This window comes from Bradyrhizobium sp., from assembly GCF_035935975.1.
Lineage (GTDB): Bacteria > Pseudomonadota > Alphaproteobacteria > Rhizobiales > Xanthobacteraceae > Bradyrhizobium.
This window is the reverse complement of sequence record NZ_DASYWN010000041.1, coordinates 483,151-498,069: the sequence shown is the minus strand read 5'-3', so window position 1 is coordinate 498,069 and position 14,919 is coordinate 483,151. Positions and strand designations below refer to the sequence as shown.

The 14,919-nt window shown below is 64.4% G+C and carries 14 protein-coding genes and 1 pseudogene; 8 read left to right on the top strand and 7 right to left on the bottom strand.

All coding sequences use genetic code 11. From position 1 onward, the window contains the following. Positions 1-25 precede the first annotated feature (25 nt). The 4 genes from VGR99_RS25190 (at position 26) to dusA (ending at position 3,875) form a co-directional block, all read left to right on the top strand. Positions 26-406: an NAD-binding protein gene (locus tag VGR99_RS25190; protein WP_326902271.1), complete on the top strand. Its 381-nt coding sequence runs from the start codon at positions 26-28 to the stop codon at positions 404-406. 94 nt (positions 407-500) lie between these two features. Then, positions 501-1,982, top strand: coding sequence for an aldehyde dehydrogenase family protein (locus tag VGR99_RS25185; protein ID WP_326902448.1), 1,482 nt, complete (start codon positions 501-503; stop codon positions 1,980-1,982). A 154-nt stretch (positions 1,983-2,136) separates the two neighbouring features. Beyond that, entirely contained in the window at positions 2,137-2,607 is a 471-nt protein-coding gene (locus tag VGR99_RS25180) for an isocitrate/isopropylmalate family dehydrogenase (protein WP_414645167.1), read from the top strand. Between the two features lie 281 nt (positions 2,608-2,888). Continuing rightward, positions 2,889-3,875 (top strand): tRNA dihydrouridine(20/20a) synthase DusA, encoded by a 987-nt coding sequence (dusA, locus tag VGR99_RS25170; RefSeq protein ID WP_414645170.1) that lies wholly within the window; start codon positions 2,889-2,891, stop codon positions 3,873-3,875. A gap of 53 nt (positions 3,876-3,928) precedes the next feature. Here the strand turns inward: dusA and VGR99_RS25165 are convergent, their stop codons facing one another. The 6 genes and pseudogenes from VGR99_RS25165 to VGR99_RS25140 form a co-directional block, all read right to left on the bottom strand. Further along, positions 3,929-4,609, bottom strand: coding sequence for an outer membrane protein (locus VGR99_RS25165; RefSeq protein WP_326902268.1), 681 nt, complete (start codon positions 4,607-4,609; stop codon positions 3,929-3,931). A 188-nt stretch (positions 4,610-4,797) separates the two neighbouring features. Further along, positions 4,798-5,352 (bottom strand): TIGR02281 family clan AA aspartic protease, encoded by a 555-nt coding sequence (locus VGR99_RS25160; RefSeq protein WP_326902267.1) that lies wholly within the window; start codon positions 5,350-5,352, stop codon positions 4,798-4,800. Positions 5,353-5,380: 28 nt separating this feature from the next. Continuing rightward, positions 5,381-5,584: a DUF1289 domain-containing protein gene (locus VGR99_RS25155; RefSeq protein WP_326902265.1), complete on the bottom strand. Its 204-nt coding sequence runs from the start codon at positions 5,582-5,584 to the stop codon at positions 5,381-5,383. Between the two features lie 44 nt (positions 5,585-5,628). Beyond that, positions 5,629-7,224 carry a HAMP domain-containing sensor histidine kinase gene (locus VGR99_RS25150; RefSeq protein ID WP_326902264.1) on the bottom strand — a complete coding sequence of 532 codons (1,596 nt, stop codon included), beginning with the start codon at positions 7,222-7,224 and terminating at the stop codon, positions 5,629-5,631. A 137-nt stretch (positions 7,225-7,361) separates the two neighbouring features. Continuing rightward, positions 7,362-8,639, bottom strand: a complete 1,278-nt coding sequence (gene nhaD, locus VGR99_RS25145; protein ID WP_326902262.1) for a sodium:proton antiporter NhaD — start codon at positions 8,637-8,639, stop codon at positions 7,362-7,364. A gap of 18 nt (positions 8,640-8,657) precedes the next feature. Then, positions 8,658-9,554 (bottom strand): annotated as a pseudogene (locus VGR99_RS25140) (NAD(P)-dependent oxidoreductase); the annotation flags it as partial. 165 nt (positions 9,555-9,719) lie between these two features. Between VGR99_RS25140 and VGR99_RS25135 the strand changes: the two are divergent. From VGR99_RS25135 to VGR99_RS25120, 4 genes are all read left to right on the top strand, one after another. Continuing rightward, complete coding sequence (locus VGR99_RS25135; protein ID WP_326902261.1) at positions 9,720-10,157, top strand: VOC family protein; 438 nt, start codon at positions 9,720-9,722, stop codon at positions 10,155-10,157. Between the two features lie 54 nt (positions 10,158-10,211). Continuing rightward, complete coding sequence (locus tag VGR99_RS25130; protein ID WP_326902260.1) at positions 10,212-11,354, top strand: Mrp/NBP35 family ATP-binding protein; 1,143 nt, start codon at positions 10,212-10,214, stop codon at positions 11,352-11,354. A gap of 203 nt (positions 11,355-11,557) precedes the next feature. Then, entirely contained in the window at positions 11,558-12,649 is a 1,092-nt protein-coding gene (locus tag VGR99_RS25125; RefSeq protein WP_326902259.1) for a TRAP transporter substrate-binding protein, read from the top strand. A 520-nt stretch (positions 12,650-13,169) separates the two neighbouring features. Beyond that, positions 13,170-13,529, top strand: coding sequence for a YunG family protein (locus VGR99_RS25120; protein ID WP_326902257.1), 360 nt, complete (start codon positions 13,170-13,172; stop codon positions 13,527-13,529). 114 nt (positions 13,530-13,643) lie between these two features. Here VGR99_RS25120 and VGR99_RS25115 read toward each other — a convergent pair whose 3' ends face one another. After that, on the bottom strand, positions 13,644-14,804 hold the full coding sequence (locus VGR99_RS25115) for an acyl-CoA dehydrogenase family protein (RefSeq protein WP_326902255.1): 1,161 nt from the start codon (positions 14,802-14,804) through the stop codon (positions 13,644-13,646). Between the last annotated feature and the right edge of the window lie 115 nt (positions 14,805-14,919).

Here is a 14,919-nt window from a genome sequence, read left to right as displayed (position 1 = left end):
CCCGTGATTGGGAGCCCGGCCACAGATGCTTGTGGCGCTGCGCGCCTATGCCGGGAGTTTCGGTTTGGCGAGGGAACATCCTCACGCTCCTGAACAACGTGCCGATGCAGGTGTCGATCCGGCGGTTTTCGTCGATGTCCTCGCCAAAGGAGGCGGCGCCGGCGCTGCGTTACAGCGGATGACGCCCGCCATCGTGGCGAACGACGTCAGCACGGTCCCGTTCTTCATCGGCAACGCGTTGAAGGACATCGACTACTACCGGACGATGGCAGGCACGTCCGGTGCATCCAAAGCGATCGCCGATGGTGTTGCTGGCGCGATCGCGGCAGTAGTCGAAAGTGGTCACGGCCAGGCCTACATTCCGGAGTTGGCGCGCTTCTTGCGGAAGCAGCAGCCGGCTGTATAGAGGCCGTTCCCGAGGCGATCACTGCGATGAGAGCGCGATATTAAGCAAAGGCGGAGCATTCGACCACCGCCTCTGGCTAGACAGGAGTAATCTGATGACAAAAGCTGAGATCCGATTTCCAATAGATGGCCGAACCCGAAAGATGTTCGTCGATGGCGCGTGGGTGGAAGCCCGATCAGGGAAGGTCTTCGAGACACGCAATCCCGCGACCGGCGAAGTAATCGGTCGCGTGCCGCGTGGAGATGCGGCTGATATCGGCATTGCCGTCACGGCCGCCCGTCGTGCCTTCGACGGACCGTGGAGCCGCTTCAAGCCGTTCGAGAGGCAGGCGCTGCTGTTGCGGATCGCCGACCTGTTCGAGAAGCACTGGGAGGAGATCAGTCAGTCCGATACGGCCGACATGGGAATGCCGATCGTCAGGACGCGGGCGAACAAGCTTCGCGTGCTCGGCATGCTGCGGTACTACGCCGGCATGGCGACCGCGCTCCACGGGCAGACGATCGATAATTCGCTTCCGGGGGACATCGTCTCGTTCACGCGGAAGGAGCCCGTCGGCGTAGTTGGCGCCATCATCCCCTGGAACGCGCCCACGGCTGCGTCGGTCTGGAAGATCGGGCCCGCACTCGCGACCGGCTGCACGATTGTGCTCAAGCCCTCCGAAGAGGCACCGCTGACGCCGTTGCTGATCGCGGATTTGATGAACGAGGCCGGCGTGCCTCCCGGCGTCGTCAACGTTGTGACCGGGACCGGGCCGGAGGCCGGTGCACCCCTGGCCGAACATTCCGGTGTCGACAAGATCGTCTTCACAGGATCCACCGCGACCGGCCAGGCGATCATTCGCGCGTCGGCCGGCAACCTCAAGCGGGTGTCTCTTGAGCTTGGTGGAAAGTCGCCGGTCATCGTCTGCGCCGACGCGGACCTCGACAAGGCCGTGCCGATCGCCGCGATGGCCGCGTTCGCCAATTCGGGCCAGATTTGCATCGCAGGCTCCCGCTTGTTCGTAGAGCGAGCGATCCACGACGAGTTGGTCGAACGGCTCGGGAAGTTTGCCTCGGCGCTGAAGATCGGTGATGGAGCTGACCCCTCGACGGAGATCGGTCCCCTCGTCTCCGAGCGACAGCTCGACAAGGTCGAAGGGTTCTTGCGGAGCGGACGCGATGAGGGCGCGAGGGTAGTGACCGGAGGCCGGAGACTGAGGGAGGGGACCCTTGCGAAGGGCAACTTCGTCGAGCCGACCGTGTTCGCCGGCGTCTCCGACAACATGCAGATCGCCCGTGATGAAATCTTTGGTCCGGTCATTTCCGCCCTGCCATTCGACACGCTCGATGAGGCCGTGGAGAGGGCCAATGCGACACCATACGGGCTCGCGGCGGGTGTGTTCACGCGCGACGTGAGCAAGGCCCACGTCATCTCGCGCAGTCTCCGCGCCGGATCGGTGTGGGTGAACACCTATCACGCCATCGATCCTGCAATGCCCTTCGGCGGCTACAAGATGAGCGGATATGGCCGTGAGGGCGGCGCAGAAAAGCTCGATGAATACCTGCACACGAAGGGGGTCTGGATCAAGCTGGATTGATCCAGACATTCGTCCGGTTTGCACGGTCGTGGCAATCGCTGCGCCGCCGGACAATTTGTCCAGCCGGCAGCGGCGGGATATGCGACCTCGTGCATATCCCGCTGCGAGGGAAGTGATGTCACTACCAGAAGGTACAATTTCTCGAGCGAGTATCATGAAGGACACTTATAAGATCGCCGTCGTACATGGGGACGGTATTGGGCCAGAAGTCGCTCGTGCGGCGGTCGCGGTGTTGCAGGCTGGCGTTCAGACCGGCGCGCTTCACTTCGCGGAATATCCGGCGGGCGCCAGTCACTTTCTTGAAACCGGGGACTCGTTTCCGGTAAGCTCGTTTGAGGGTTGTCGCGCAGCCGACGCCATTCTTCACGGGGCAGCCGGCATTCCCGGCGTGGTTCACCGAGACGGGACCGAAGCCGGACTGGACTTCACGCTGACGCTCCGCTTCAAGTTGGACCTGTTTGCCAACGTGCGGCCCATCAAGCTCTACAAGGGCGTGCCGTCTCCGCTCGGGCGCCCCGGTTCGATCGATTACGTCATCGTCAGGGAGAACAGCGAGGCAGCGAGGGGCTCTACGCGGCTCGCAATGGACCGCCGCAGCTCTCGGCTGTCAGCAGCGCCTAGGTGAGCCCTGGTTCTCGCTTGTCGGCTACCCCGTCTATCTGCCCCCGCGATTGTTCGAATGGCGCTTCGCCTACGAGGCCTACGCGCCCGGGATCTTCGAGGAGGGCGGAGCCATCGCCGCAGCCGGCGGCATCGCAGGCGCGCTGTTTGCGATCGCCAATTCGTGTGCGCTATGTGTGCACCGCGAGGGCCAAACGGGTACAAGGGTGTGCAATTTCGGCTAGTTTGGAGTGCACACGTTCTTCTTCCATCCTATTGAGATAGTAGGTTAAGCATTTGAAATCGCTGTATCATCGCTTCTCCGTCGCCCCCATGATGGATTGGACCGACCGGCACTGCCGGGTGTTCCATCGTCACCTCACGCGGCGGGCGCTGCTTTACACGGAGATGCTGACGACGGGCGCCATCATTCATGGCGATCGGGAGCGGCTGCTCGGGTTCGACGCAGTCGAGCATCCGGTGGCGCTTCAGCTCGGCGGATCGGATCCACGCGAGCTCGCGCAGGCTGCGCGGATCGGCGAGGAGTTCGGCTATGACGAGATCAATCTCAATGTCGGCTGTCCGTCGGACCGCGTGAAGGATGGCCGCTTCGGCGCCTGTCTCATGGCGGAGCCGGACCTCGTGGCGCGCTGCGTCGAGGCGATGAAGGGCGCGGTTGCCGTGCCCGTCACCGTGAAGTGCCGGATCGGCATCGACGAGCAGGATCCGGAAGTCGCGCTCGATACGCTTGCGCGCGCGGTGGTCGCCGCGGGTTGCGATGCGCTGATCGTGCATGCGCGAAAAGCCTGGCTCAACGGCCTGTCGCCGAAAGAGAACCGTGACATCCCGCCGCTCGACTACGATCGCGTCTATCGCCTCAAGCGCGCGATGCCCGACGTGCCCGTCATCATCAATGGTGGAGTCCTGAGCATCGACGAAGCCAAAGCGCATCTCGAACATGTTGACGGCGTGATGCTTGGTCGAGCCGCCTATCAGGAGCCGTGGCGGCTGCTCTCGGTCGATCAGGACATCTTCGGCGAGGCGGCGCCGCATGCGACCATGCAGGAGGCGTTCGAGGCGATGATGCCCTATATCGAGGCGCAGCTCGCGCGCGGCACGCGGCTGCATTCGATGACACGGCATTTCGTCGGCGCATTCCACGCCGTGCCCGGCGCGCGCGCTTTCCGCCGCCATCTTGCCGAGCAAGGCGTCAAGCCGGGCGCCGGGGTCGAGGTGTTGCGTGATGCGATCGCGCGCGTTGGTGCGCGCGCTCTGGCTGAAGTGGCCGCCTAGCCGCAGTCGGATGAGGAGCCGGATCGCGAAATCCGGCTCTTCGTCGATCCGCCTCAGCGGAACAGGTCGAAATGATAGTTCACGCCGACGCGGAAGGTGTGGAATTTCGGCGCGTTCCAGTCCGGCAGATTGTCGTGCTTGAACTCGGTGTAGAGATATTCGGCCTTGGCCGACCATTTCGGCAGGAATGCCCATTCGACGCCGCCGCCTGCCGTCCAGCCCATCTTCATCTTGTTGACCGGCCCGTCCTTCAATTCGCCGGTGGCAAGACCCGCGGTCCCGAAGAACAGCAGGCGTGAATCCATCGTCGCGATGCCGGCGCGGGCGCGGCCGGTCATGTACCAGGGCAGGCTGACCGCAGCGCTGTTGAGCGCATCGTGGTTCTTGATGTCGCCGCCCTCGAAGTCGTTCTCGATGCCGACCACGAACATCGGCGAGATCTGGTAGTTGTAGCCGATCTGCACGCCGCCGACCGCGCCCTTGACCTTGCCGCCGCTGGTGCCGACGAGATTGTTGAAGGCATCGTCGCCGCTCTCGGCATAGCCGGCGTTGAAGCCGGCATAGAGACCCGTCCACGAATAGACCGGCTGGGGAGCCGTGTAGGCGGAGGCGGGCGCGGCATAGCGCGGCGACAGATCGGCAGCGCAGGCGCTGCTCGCGGCGAACACCGCGGCGAAGGGCAGGGCGAAGGGTAAGGCCCGCATCGTGCGGCGTAAGGCGGCTCTGGCAGTCATCACTCTCAATCTCCCACTTGGGCCGCGTCCTTCGGGGCGCAGCGCTCGTCCAACCCCGATCCGGGAATGGCTCTTGTATAAACCGACTAGACGGTTTGTAAATAGCAGAAATACCACAGCCGCGTTTGTTCACGGGTTCGATGTCTGGCGAGGCGATTGAGGTCGTCGTGGGGACGGGGCGGCTGCCCCTAGTCGACGGTCGTGCGCGGGCGACGATGGCTGCCCTGCAGCTCCGGATAGCCGGTAAGCATCAGCTTGTCGGCGCGCACGCCCCAGCTTTCCAGGCGATCGAGAAAACTCATGCCGAGCAGGTTGGTCTTCATCTGCCCGCGCTGTACGACGAGGGCCGGCACGGACTTCTCGACGAGGTGGCCGACGGAGAGACGGTCGAGGGTGAGACGAGCGGCCTTGGTGTGGCCGCCGGCGGTTTCGAGGTCGACGTTGTATTCGAGCATCTCGAGCGGTAGCCCGATCGCCTTCGCGGTCTCCCAGGTCAGCACCACCGACGTCGCGCCGGTGTCGATCACCATCGGTGCGGCGACGCCGTTGATCTTCGCACGCAGCGCGAATTCGCCGCCCTGTCCGCGCTGGATCTGGACGGCGGGGGCGGGCGTTGCAGGCGGTCCGCGGAAGATGTGCGAGACCTTGTTGCTGGCGCGCACGAACTGGTCGGGATCGCCATAGGCGACGACGGCGCCGGCCGTGCCGGCGAGCATGACGAGGACGAGCAGGAAGCGGATCATTGCGCGCCTCCCCAGATGCGCAAGGCCGTCAGGCGCGCTTCGGCGTTCCCGCGATCGGCTGCAAGCCAGCGTCCGCCATGCGTGCCGGCAGCAGCGCCATGACCGACAGCCGTTCCGCGCTCTCCATGGCGTGCCAGCGCGCGATCTCCGGCAAGGTGCGGCCGCAGCCGAAGCACAGCTTGGTCTTGGGATCGATCATGCAGACGGCGACGCACGGCGTTTCTTTGCTCATGTGGACATAGTGAGGGATCGTCGGGCATCTCTGCAAGCATCTCGTTAAGAGCCGGTACCTGCGCTCATGATCGGCTTGTGGCGCGGCCGGCGCTTCTCGTCGGGCACCACGGAACCCTCGGGCTGCAGCGGCGGGGAATCGTCCGACATCGGCGCCAGCGCGCTCATCACGCGCTCCGGCGGGAAGGTGACGATCACCTCGGTGCCGATGCGCAGCTTCGATTTCAGCGTGAACGTGCCGCCATGCAGGTCGATCAGGTTCTTGGCGATCGGCAGGCCGAGGCCCGCGCCCTGTTCGGCCGACTTGATCGAGTTGGAGCCCTGGCCGAACGAGGCGAGCACGACCGGGATCTCGTCCTCGGGAATGCCGGAACCGGAATCCCGCACCGAGAGATATTGTCCGCCCGAGGCGGTCCATCCGGCCTTGAGCCAGATCTCGCCGCCCTGCGGGGTGAACTTGATCGAGTTGGAGATCAGGTTCAGCACGACCTGGCGGATCGCGCGCTCGTCAGCCCAGAGCCGCGGCATCGCCTGCTCGAACACTTCGTGGATGGTGATGCCGCGGCTCGAGGCGCGCAGCTTCATCAGATGATGGCAGTCGGCGACGATGCCGACCAGCGACACCGCTTCCTCGTTGAGCTCGTAGCGGCCAGCCTCGATCCGCGACAGGTCGAGGATCTCGTTGATGAGGTTGAGCAGGTGCACGCCGGAATTATGGATGTCCGCCGAATACTCCTTGTAGACCGGCACCGCATGCGCGCCGAAGATCTCGCTCTTCATCACCTCGGAGAAGCCGAGGATCGCGTTCAGCGGCGTGCGCAGCTCGTGGCTCATCTGTGCGAGGAAGCGCGATTTGGCGACGTTGGCGGATTCGGCGCGGTGGCGCGCTTCGTCCGAGATGGCCTTGGCCTGTTCGAGCTCGCCGATCAGCGCATCCTTCTCGGCGCGCGCCTCGAGCGTGGCGAAGGTCGAGGAGTGCAGGCGATGGGCGAGCAGCACGAAATAGCCCTCGGCGGCAATCGCGAGCGCGGCCAGGATGTAATTGTCGAGCGAGCCGGTCATCGCAAAGCTTAGCGCCATCGCGACGGCGACCGGCGCGGTGGCGGCAAGGGCTGCGATCGGCAGGTTGGCGGCGAGCATGCTCGACACTGCGATCACCAGCAGCATCAGGAACATCATCAGCGATTCCGTGACCATGTCGAGCACGGGATGGATCAGGATCGCCATCCAGCACAGGCCATAGAGCAGGTCGAGCACGACGAAGCGCGTCCGCCAGGCCCGCGTCGCCGCAGGCGAGGAGGGCTCGGTCAGGAAGCGCTTGCAGCTGCGGATCATCGCGGCGTGAATGCAGATCATGCCGGCGGTCCAGGCCGCGGCCGGGATCGGCTGCATCCACAGGCCGAACAGCACGCCGGTGGCGACCACAAGCAGCATCACGACATAGGAGGCCGACAGCCGCGTCTGCGCATATTGGCGCAGCATCTCGGCATCGAAAGCCGGCCGGGTTCCGCTGGTCGACGTTAACTTGTCGCGCGCCTCGCGCACCCGCTGCGCTGCAGCCCGTCGGCTGCTCGCCGATGGTGCGCTTGTCGGCTCGGCCGGAAGCTGAACGACTTCTGGCTTTTCAGCGGGGTTACTCATCGAACTACAACAATTCCTGCCCGCACGAGGCGGGCCTCGTGCATTCTCTATCTCTGGCAAGAAATCCTTAAGAGGTGACTTAAGGAGCTAAAGAATTACGTTAACCGCGCGTTAATTTTCGTCAGGCGCAGGGCCGCTCAGTGCAGCGCCGCATACTGCGCAATGTACATCACGGCGCCCGCCAGATAGCCCGCAAGTGCAGGTCCCGCGATACGGCGGGCGTACCAGAGGAACTCGATCCGCTCGAGCCCCATGGCGGCAACGCCCGCGGCCGAGCCGATGATCAGGATCGAGCCGCCGGTGCCGGCGCAATAGGCGATGAACTCCCAGAGGAAGCTGTCGGTGGGATAATGCGCAAGGTCGTACATGCCCATGGTCGCGGCGACCAGCGGCACGTTGTCGATGACGGCACTGAGCAGGCCCAGCACGACGACGATGACGTCCTGGCGGCCGATCGCCGCGTCGAGCCATTTGGCGAGCATCGATAACAGGCCGGCATGCTCGAGACTGGCAACCGCAAGCAGGATGCCGACGAAGAACACGATCGAGCCCATGTCGATCTGCGTCAGGGCATGCGCCAGCGAGAGGGGCTGGCGGATATGCTCGTCCTTGTCGCGATGGACGATCTCGCCCACCAGCCAGACGATCCCGAGCCCGAGCAGCACGCCCATGAACGGCGGCAGATGGGTGACCGTCTTGAAGGCGGGCACCGCGATCAGCACGCCGAGCCCGAGCCAGAACATCAAATTGCGCTCAAACCGCCGAACGGCCAGCAGCCCGTCGTGCTTCGGCGGCGGTGCGATGGTCTTGCCCCGCAATGCGAGGCTGATGAAGACCAGCGGTACGAGCAGATTGATCAGCGAGGGCAGGAACACCGCACCCATGATCTTGAGCGGGGAGATCTGTCCACCGATCCACAGCATGGTGGTGGTGACGTCGCCGATCACGGTCCACGCGCCGCCGGCATTTGCGGCGATGACGATGACGGAGGCGAACAGCAGGCGATCCTCGCGCCGGGCGATCAGCCGCTGGATCAGCGAGATCATGACGATGGTGGTCGTCAGATTGTCCAGGATCGCGCTGAGGAAGAACGCGACGAATCCGACCAGCCATATCAGGCGGACCTGGCTCGTCGTGCTGATGCGGGAGGTGATGACCTCGAAACCGTCATGGGCGTCGACGACCTCGACGATGGTCATCGCGCCGATCAGGAAGAACACGATCTGTGCGGTGGAGGCGACGGATTCGTCGAGCTCGCGGCCGACCAGGGTGTGGTCGCCCGTCGCGATCGCGTAGACGGTCCAGAGCAGGCCCGCGCCGAGCAGCGCGGACGCGCTCTTGTTGACCCCGATCGGATGTTCGAGCGCGATCGCCGCGTAGGCTATGACGAAGATGGCGGCGAGCGCGATCAGCAAGGCGGGGTCAGTCAGGTATCAGCGTGCGAGGCGCGCGAGCAGGCTCGACGTATCCCAGCGCTTGCCGCCCATCTTCTCGACCTCCGAGTAGAACTGGTCGACCAGTGCGGTCACCGGCAGGTTGGCGCCGTTGCGGCGGGCTTCGGCCAGCGAGATCGAGAGGTCCTTGCGCATCCACTCGACGGCGAAGCCGAAATCGTACTTGCCATCGTTCATGGTCTTGTAGCGGTTCTCCATCTGCCACGACTGCGCCGCGCCCTTGGAGATGGTCTCGATCACGGCGGCGACGTCGAGGCCCGACTTCTGGGCGAAGTGGATACCCTCGGAGAGGCCCTGCACGAGACCGGCGATGCAGATCTGGTTGACCATCTTGGTGAGCTGGCCGCTTCCGGCGGGCCCGAGCAGCTTGCACATGCGGGCATAGGAGGCTGTGATGATCGGCTCGGCGCCGGCATAGGCGTCCTGCGCGCCGCCGCACATCACCGTCAGCACGCCGTTCTCGGCGCCGGCCTGGCCGCCGGAGACGGGGGCGTCGACGAACTTGAAGCCGGCCTTGGTCGCGGCGGCATCGAGCTCGCGGGCGACTTCGGCGGAGGCGGTGGTGTGGTCGACGAAGGTCGCGCCCTTCTTCATGCCGGCGAACGCACCGTCAGCGCCGATCGTGACCGCGCGCAGATCGTTGTCGTTGCCGACGCAGCACATCACGAAATCCTGGCCTTCGGCTGCGGCCTTCGGGGTCGCTGCGGTCTTGCCGCCGAACTTGTCCGCCCACTCCTTCGCCTTGGCGGCGGTGCGATTGTAGACGGTGACCTCATGGCCCCCTTTTTTCACGAGGTGTCCGGCCATGGGGAAGCCCATCACGCCGAGACCGAGGAAAGCGACTTTAGCCATGTGTGTGTCCGTAGCTTGAGTTTTACGGTTGCAGCCGGGCGAGGGGCGCCAGCCGGGGTCCTGAGGTTCCGCCCGGGGGCGGACCGGGCGCACCATAAACCCTTGCCGCCGGAGGGCAACGGCTTCGTTTGGCGGTCCCCTGTGCTAGGATGGCGCACCTCAAGGACTTCAAAACAAGGGAGCGAAAGCATGGGCGGCGTGAGCGTTGGCGTCCTCGATCATTTCAACATCCGGACCCGGAATCTGGCCGAGACGGTCCGCTTCTACGAGGACGTGCTGGGCCTTGAAAAAGGCGCCCGGCCGAACTTCGCCTTCCCGGGGGCCTGGATGTACAGCGAGGGCAAGCCGGTGGTGCACCTCGTCGATATTTCCCCGACCAGCGAGCCGCAAAAGCCGGATTCCGGCGTTGTCCACCATGTCGCCTTCGTCAGCCGCGGCTTCGACGGCATGAAGCAGCGGCTGACGTCCAAAGGCATGAAATTCGACTCCCGCCAGGTGCCCGGCGGCGACCTGTGGCAGATCTTCGTCCACGACCCCAACGGGGTCATGATCGAGCTGAATTACGAGGCGGCGAAGGAGCAGGGGGCCGCGCCCACCGAGATGGCAGACGATATCGGCAGGCAGTAGCCTTTTGGCCGTTTCCGCTCTAATGGGGCATCTTGAACTTCTGGGAGATGCGCTTTGAGCGTGACGCAGCAACAGGTCCTCGACAGCCTCGCCAAGATCAAGTCGCCCCGCGGGGTCGCGCTCACTAATGCCAATGTGCTGAGCGCGATCAGCGCCTCCGACGGCAAGGTGTTCTTCTCGATCAACGTCGATGCCGCCGAGGCGCGGGCCTGGGAATCGATCCGTGCCGAGGCCGAAGCCGCCGTGCGCACCATTCCCGGCGTCACCACCGTGATGGTCGCCCTGACCGCCGAGCGCAAGCCGGGCTCAACCCCCCCGCCACCGCCGCAGCCGAGCCGCGGCACGCCCGGCGTGCAGCCGGTCCACGCCCACAAGCCGCCGGCGCAGGGCGGCGCGCAATCGCCGATGTCGCGGCAGTCCGAGATTCCGGGCGTCGCCGCCGTGATCGCGGTCGCCTCCGGCAAGGGCGGCGTCGGCAAGTCGACCACCGCGCTCAACCTGGCGTTGGGCCTGCGCGATCTCGGCCTCAAGGTCGGGCTGCTCGATGCCGACATCTACGGTCCCTCGGTGCCGCGCCTGACCGGCCTGCATGAGAAGCCGGAGCTGGATGGTGAGCGAAAAATGATTCCGCTCCGCCGCTTCGGTCTCGCCATCATGTCGATCGGCTTTCTGGTCGAGGAAGAGACCGCGATGATCTGGCGCGGTCCGATGGTGATGTCGGCGGTGACGCAGATGCTGCGCGACGTGGCATGGGGCACGCTCGACGTACTCGTCGTCGACATGCCGCCGGGCACCGGCGATGCCCAGCTCACGCTGGCGCAGAACGTGCCACTGAAGGGCGCCGTGATCGTCTCGACCCCGCAGGACCTGTCGCTGATCGACGCCCGCCGGGGGCTTGCGATGTTCAAGAAGGTCAACGTGCCCGTGCTCGGCATCGTCGAGAACATGAGCTATTTCCAGTGCCCGCATTGCGGCACGAAATCCGACATCTTCGGCCATGGCGGGGCGCGGCACGAGGCCGAGAAGCTCGGAGTACCGTTCCTGGGCGAGATCCCGCTGCACATGGCGATTCGCGCCACTTCCGATGCCGGCAATCCCGTCGTCGACAGCGAGCCGGACGGACCCCATGCGGCGATCTACCGCGCCATTGCGGGACAGGTCCGGGACCAGCTCAAGGGCGCCATCGCAGCCGCCTGAGGCCGTCGGGCCAATCGACCGGGGACATGCGACTTTCGTAGAGCCCCGTCATGCCAATGTCGCGTTTCGAAAGGCAGGCTTCCGTGTTAAAGGCCCACGGCAGTCAAGCCCCCTTCGGTTCGACGCGGCCAATACGCGTCGCCGGAATGAGCGGCGGCAAAGAGGAAGTTAGGGGAAACGCCCCAGCAAGGAGAGACCTGAAGATGAAGCGTCGTGATTTCCTGAAAGTGTCGGCAGCAGGCGCGGCGGCGACCGCCGCGGTAGCCTCGCCGGCGATCGCGCAGTCCTCGCCCGAGGTCAAGTGGCGCATGACGTCGAGCTTCCCGAAGTCGCTCGACACCATCTATGGCGGCGGCGAGCAGGTGGCGAAGTACGTCGCCGAGATGACCGACAACAAGTTCCAGATCCAGGTGTTCGCCGCCGGCGAAATCGTCCCGGGCCTGCAGGCGCTCGACGCGACCTCGAACGGCACCGTCGAGATGTGCCACACCGTTTCCTACTACTACGTCGGCAAGGACCCGACCTGGGCGATCTACGCCTCGGTGCCGTTCGGCCTCAACGCGCGCCAGCAGAACTCCTGGTGGTACCAGGGCGGCGGCGAGCAGCTCGGCAACGAGTTCTTCAAGAAGTCGAACGTGATCGGCTTCCCCTGCGGCAACACCGGCACCCAGATGGGCGGCTGGTTCCGCAAGGAGATCAAGACCGTTGCGGACCTCTCGGGCCTGAAGATGCGCATCGGCGGCATCGCCGGCCAGGTGCTGCAGAAGGTCGGCGTCGTGCCGCAGCAGCTTGCCGGCGGCGACATCTACCCGGCGCTGGAAAAGGGCACCATCGACGCGGCCGAGTGGGTCGGCCCCTACGATGACGAGAAGCTCGGCTTCGCCAAGGTCGCGAAGTACTACTATTATCCGGGCTTCTGGGAAGGCGGTCCGACCGTCCACGCCTTCACCAACCTCGACAAGTGGAATTCGCTGCCGAAGAACTACCAGGCGATCCTCACCAACGCGATGGCCAACGCCAATACCTGGATGGCCGCGCGCTACGACATGCAGAACCCGGCGGCGCTGAAGCGTCTGGTCGCCGGCGGCACCCAGCTTCGTCCCTTCACCAACGAAGTGCTGGAAGCCTGCCTCAAGTCGACCAACGAGCTGTGGGCCGAGATCTCGGCCAAGAACCCCGACTTCAAGAAGTCGATCGACGCCATGCAGGCCTACCGCTCCGACGAATATCTGTGGTGGCAGGTCGCCGAATACACCTACGACAGCTTCATGATCCGCTCGCGCACCCGCGGCTGATCTTACGAAGCATCGCAAGACGACAGAGCCCGGCCTCGTTCGCGAGGCCGGGTTTTTTCGTTGGCGCGGGCGGTCTCGAGGGGGCCGAAACAAAAAATGTCGAAAACAACCCCATGCACAGTAGAAACGAGGCGAGGGCGGGGGGCTTGGTCGGTGCCGCCAACAGCTTGATGCAGCGGGCCAAATCTGCGGAACGACGCAATCATCGCGCAACCGGTACCGGTGCTACGATTTGCCCGACGCGAGAACAGTCCGGGAGTGACATCGATGTTCGGCACGCGCCTGCTTCCACATCGTCATTGCGAGCGGAGCGAAGCAATCCAGAATCTTGCCGCGGAGGGACTCTGGATTGCTTCGCTCCGCTCGCAATGACGGGCGGATGGAGTTGGGCTCACCGTTGCTTCTCGTTGCTCTGGCCCTGCTGACCACCACCGCCGGTTGACTCGTCGGGCAAAACAGTGGCATAAAGGCAATGTCGAAAAATCCGAAATCGCGTATGCGGCCTGTGTGAGGACGTCGGATGGGCTTCGATCCAGATGGGGTTCAAAGCGCGCTGCGCAAGGCATGGTCGCTGTCCACTTCCAGCCAATGGACGGCGGACAATCCGGCTGCGGGCCAGTGCAACGTCACCGCGCTGTTGATCCACGAGCTATTCGGCGGCAATTTGCTCAAGACGCCACTGCCGGCCGGTGATCATTTCTACAATCGGATCGAGGGCCGGTGCTACGATTTCACGGCGAGCCAGTTCGATCAGCCGATCGCTTACATGGACGTGGCGGCAGACCGGGTCGACGCGGAGCAGGGGGCGACAAGCGCGCAACTGGCTGCACTGAGAGACGCGTTTGTGAGGCGCTGCATTGGTAGACCGTCGGATGGGTAGAGCGCAGCGAAACCCATCATCTGATCCCGGGCCGATCAAGCGCGTAATGATGATCGGTGCGACCGCGATGGGTTTCGCTGCGCTCTACCCATCCTACGTGGGCCGCCGCGCCGGTCAGTGTTGCCCTGCTTTCCAGTCGCGCTTGATCTTCTTGGCCAGCGACCATTTGTGAACTTCGGTCGGGCCGTCGTAGATCCGGAAGGCGCGGATCTCGCGGAAGGCCTGCTCGACGATCGTCTCCGTCGAGACCCCGGTGCCTCCCATGACCTGGACGCAGCGATCGGCGACGCGCATCAGCGCTTCCGACACGGCGACCTTCGCCATGGAGCTTTCGCTGGTCCCGAGCGAGCCGGAGTCGAGCACGCCCGCGCACCAGTCGATCATCAGCTCCGATTGCTGGAGATCGATCAGGTTCTCCGCCAGCATGAAGCCGACGCCTTCGTGATCGACCAGCGGCTTTCCGAACGCCTGCCGGCGGCAGGCGTAATCGGTGGCGATTTCGTTGGCGCGGATCGCGAGGCCCAGCCAGCGCATGCAGTGCGACAGGCGCGCGGGGCTCAGGCGAATCTGCGCATATTTGAAACCTTCGCCGGACGCGCCGAGCATCTGGTCGGCGGGCACGCGAAGATTTTCGATGTCGATCTCGGCATGTCCGCCGGGCATCGAGCTGTCGATCGTATCAAGTACGCGCAGCGTGCGGATCGCGGGATTGGGCAGATCGACCAGGAACATGCAGGCTCCGTCGTCGGACTTCGCCATGACGATCCCGACCTTTGCGCCTTCGGCCCCGGTGATGAACTTCTTGCGCCCGTTGATGATCCAGTGATTGCCGTCGAGCCGGCACGTCGTCTGCATCATCGACGGATCGGACCCGGCTCCGCCCGCATCCGCAGGCTCGGTCATGAAGAACGCCGAGCGCGCTTTGCCCGACACGAGCGGCTCGAGGAAGCGCGCTTTCTGCTCGCGGCTCCCGACCTTGCCCAGCAGGTACATGTTGCCTTCATCAGGCGCCATGGTGTTGCACGCCAACGGCCCGAGCGGCGAGAGCCCGGTCTTGATCAAGGCCTTTGCGGTCTCGCGTTGCGTGAGATGCGATCCATCGGGGAGAATATGCGGCGTCAGAACGCCGGCCTTGCGCGCCTTGGCGCGCAATTCCTGCACAAGCTCATCGCTCGGACCGTGCGGACCTGTCCGCGGATCCTTCTCGTAGGGAATGACCTCAGTGCGGATGAAGGCTTCGATCTTCGCGGCAAGGCTGTCGTCTTGATGGGACATACTTACGAAAACTCCGGTCGACCGCGCCGCGGCGGGATGCTGGCTTTCGATCACCTATAGATCATGGCATCGGCTGGTACAGTCGAAATCATCAATCTTGGTACTTTTCTATAGG

Excerpts from the sequence above, each read along its gene's own strand:
- VGR99_RS25160 (WP_326902267.1), bottom strand. The coding sequence starts at position 5,352 with ATGATCCGCTTCCTGCTCGTCCTCGTCATGCTCGCCGGCACGGCCGGC.
- VGR99_RS25190 (WP_326902271.1), top strand. The coding sequence starts at position 26 with ATGCTTGTGGCGCTGCGCGCCTATGCCGGGAGTTTCGGTTTGGCGAGG.
- VGR99_RS25180 (WP_414645167.1), top strand. The coding sequence starts at position 2,137 with ATGAAGGACACTTATAAGATCGCCGTCGTACATGGGGACGGTATTGGG.
- VGR99_RS25150 (WP_326902264.1), bottom strand. The coding sequence starts at position 7,224 with ATGAGTAACCCCGCTGAAAAGCCAGAAGTCGTTCAGCTTCCGGCCGAG.
- VGR99_RS25185 (WP_326902448.1), top strand. The coding sequence starts at position 501 with ATGACAAAAGCTGAGATCCGATTTCCAATAGATGGCCGAACCCGAAAG.
- VGR99_RS25155 (WP_326902265.1), bottom strand. The coding sequence starts at position 5,584 with ATGAGCAAAGAAACGCCGTGCGTCGCCGTCTGCATGATCGATCCCAAG.
- VGR99_RS25125 (WP_326902259.1), top strand. The coding sequence starts at position 11,558 with ATGAAGCGTCGTGATTTCCTGAAAGTGTCGGCAGCAGGCGCGGCGGCG.
- VGR99_RS25165 (WP_326902268.1), bottom strand. The coding sequence starts at position 4,609 with ATGACTGCCAGAGCCGCCTTACGCCGCACGATGCGGGCCTTACCCTTC.
- VGR99_RS25135 (WP_326902261.1), top strand. The coding sequence starts at position 9,720 with ATGGGCGGCGTGAGCGTTGGCGTCCTCGATCATTTCAACATCCGGACC.
- VGR99_RS25120 (WP_326902257.1), top strand. The coding sequence starts at position 13,170 with ATGGGCTTCGATCCAGATGGGGTTCAAAGCGCGCTGCGCAAGGCATGG.
- VGR99_RS25115 (WP_326902255.1), bottom strand. The coding sequence starts at position 14,804 with ATGTCCCATCAAGACGACAGCCTTGCCGCGAAGATCGAAGCCTTCATC.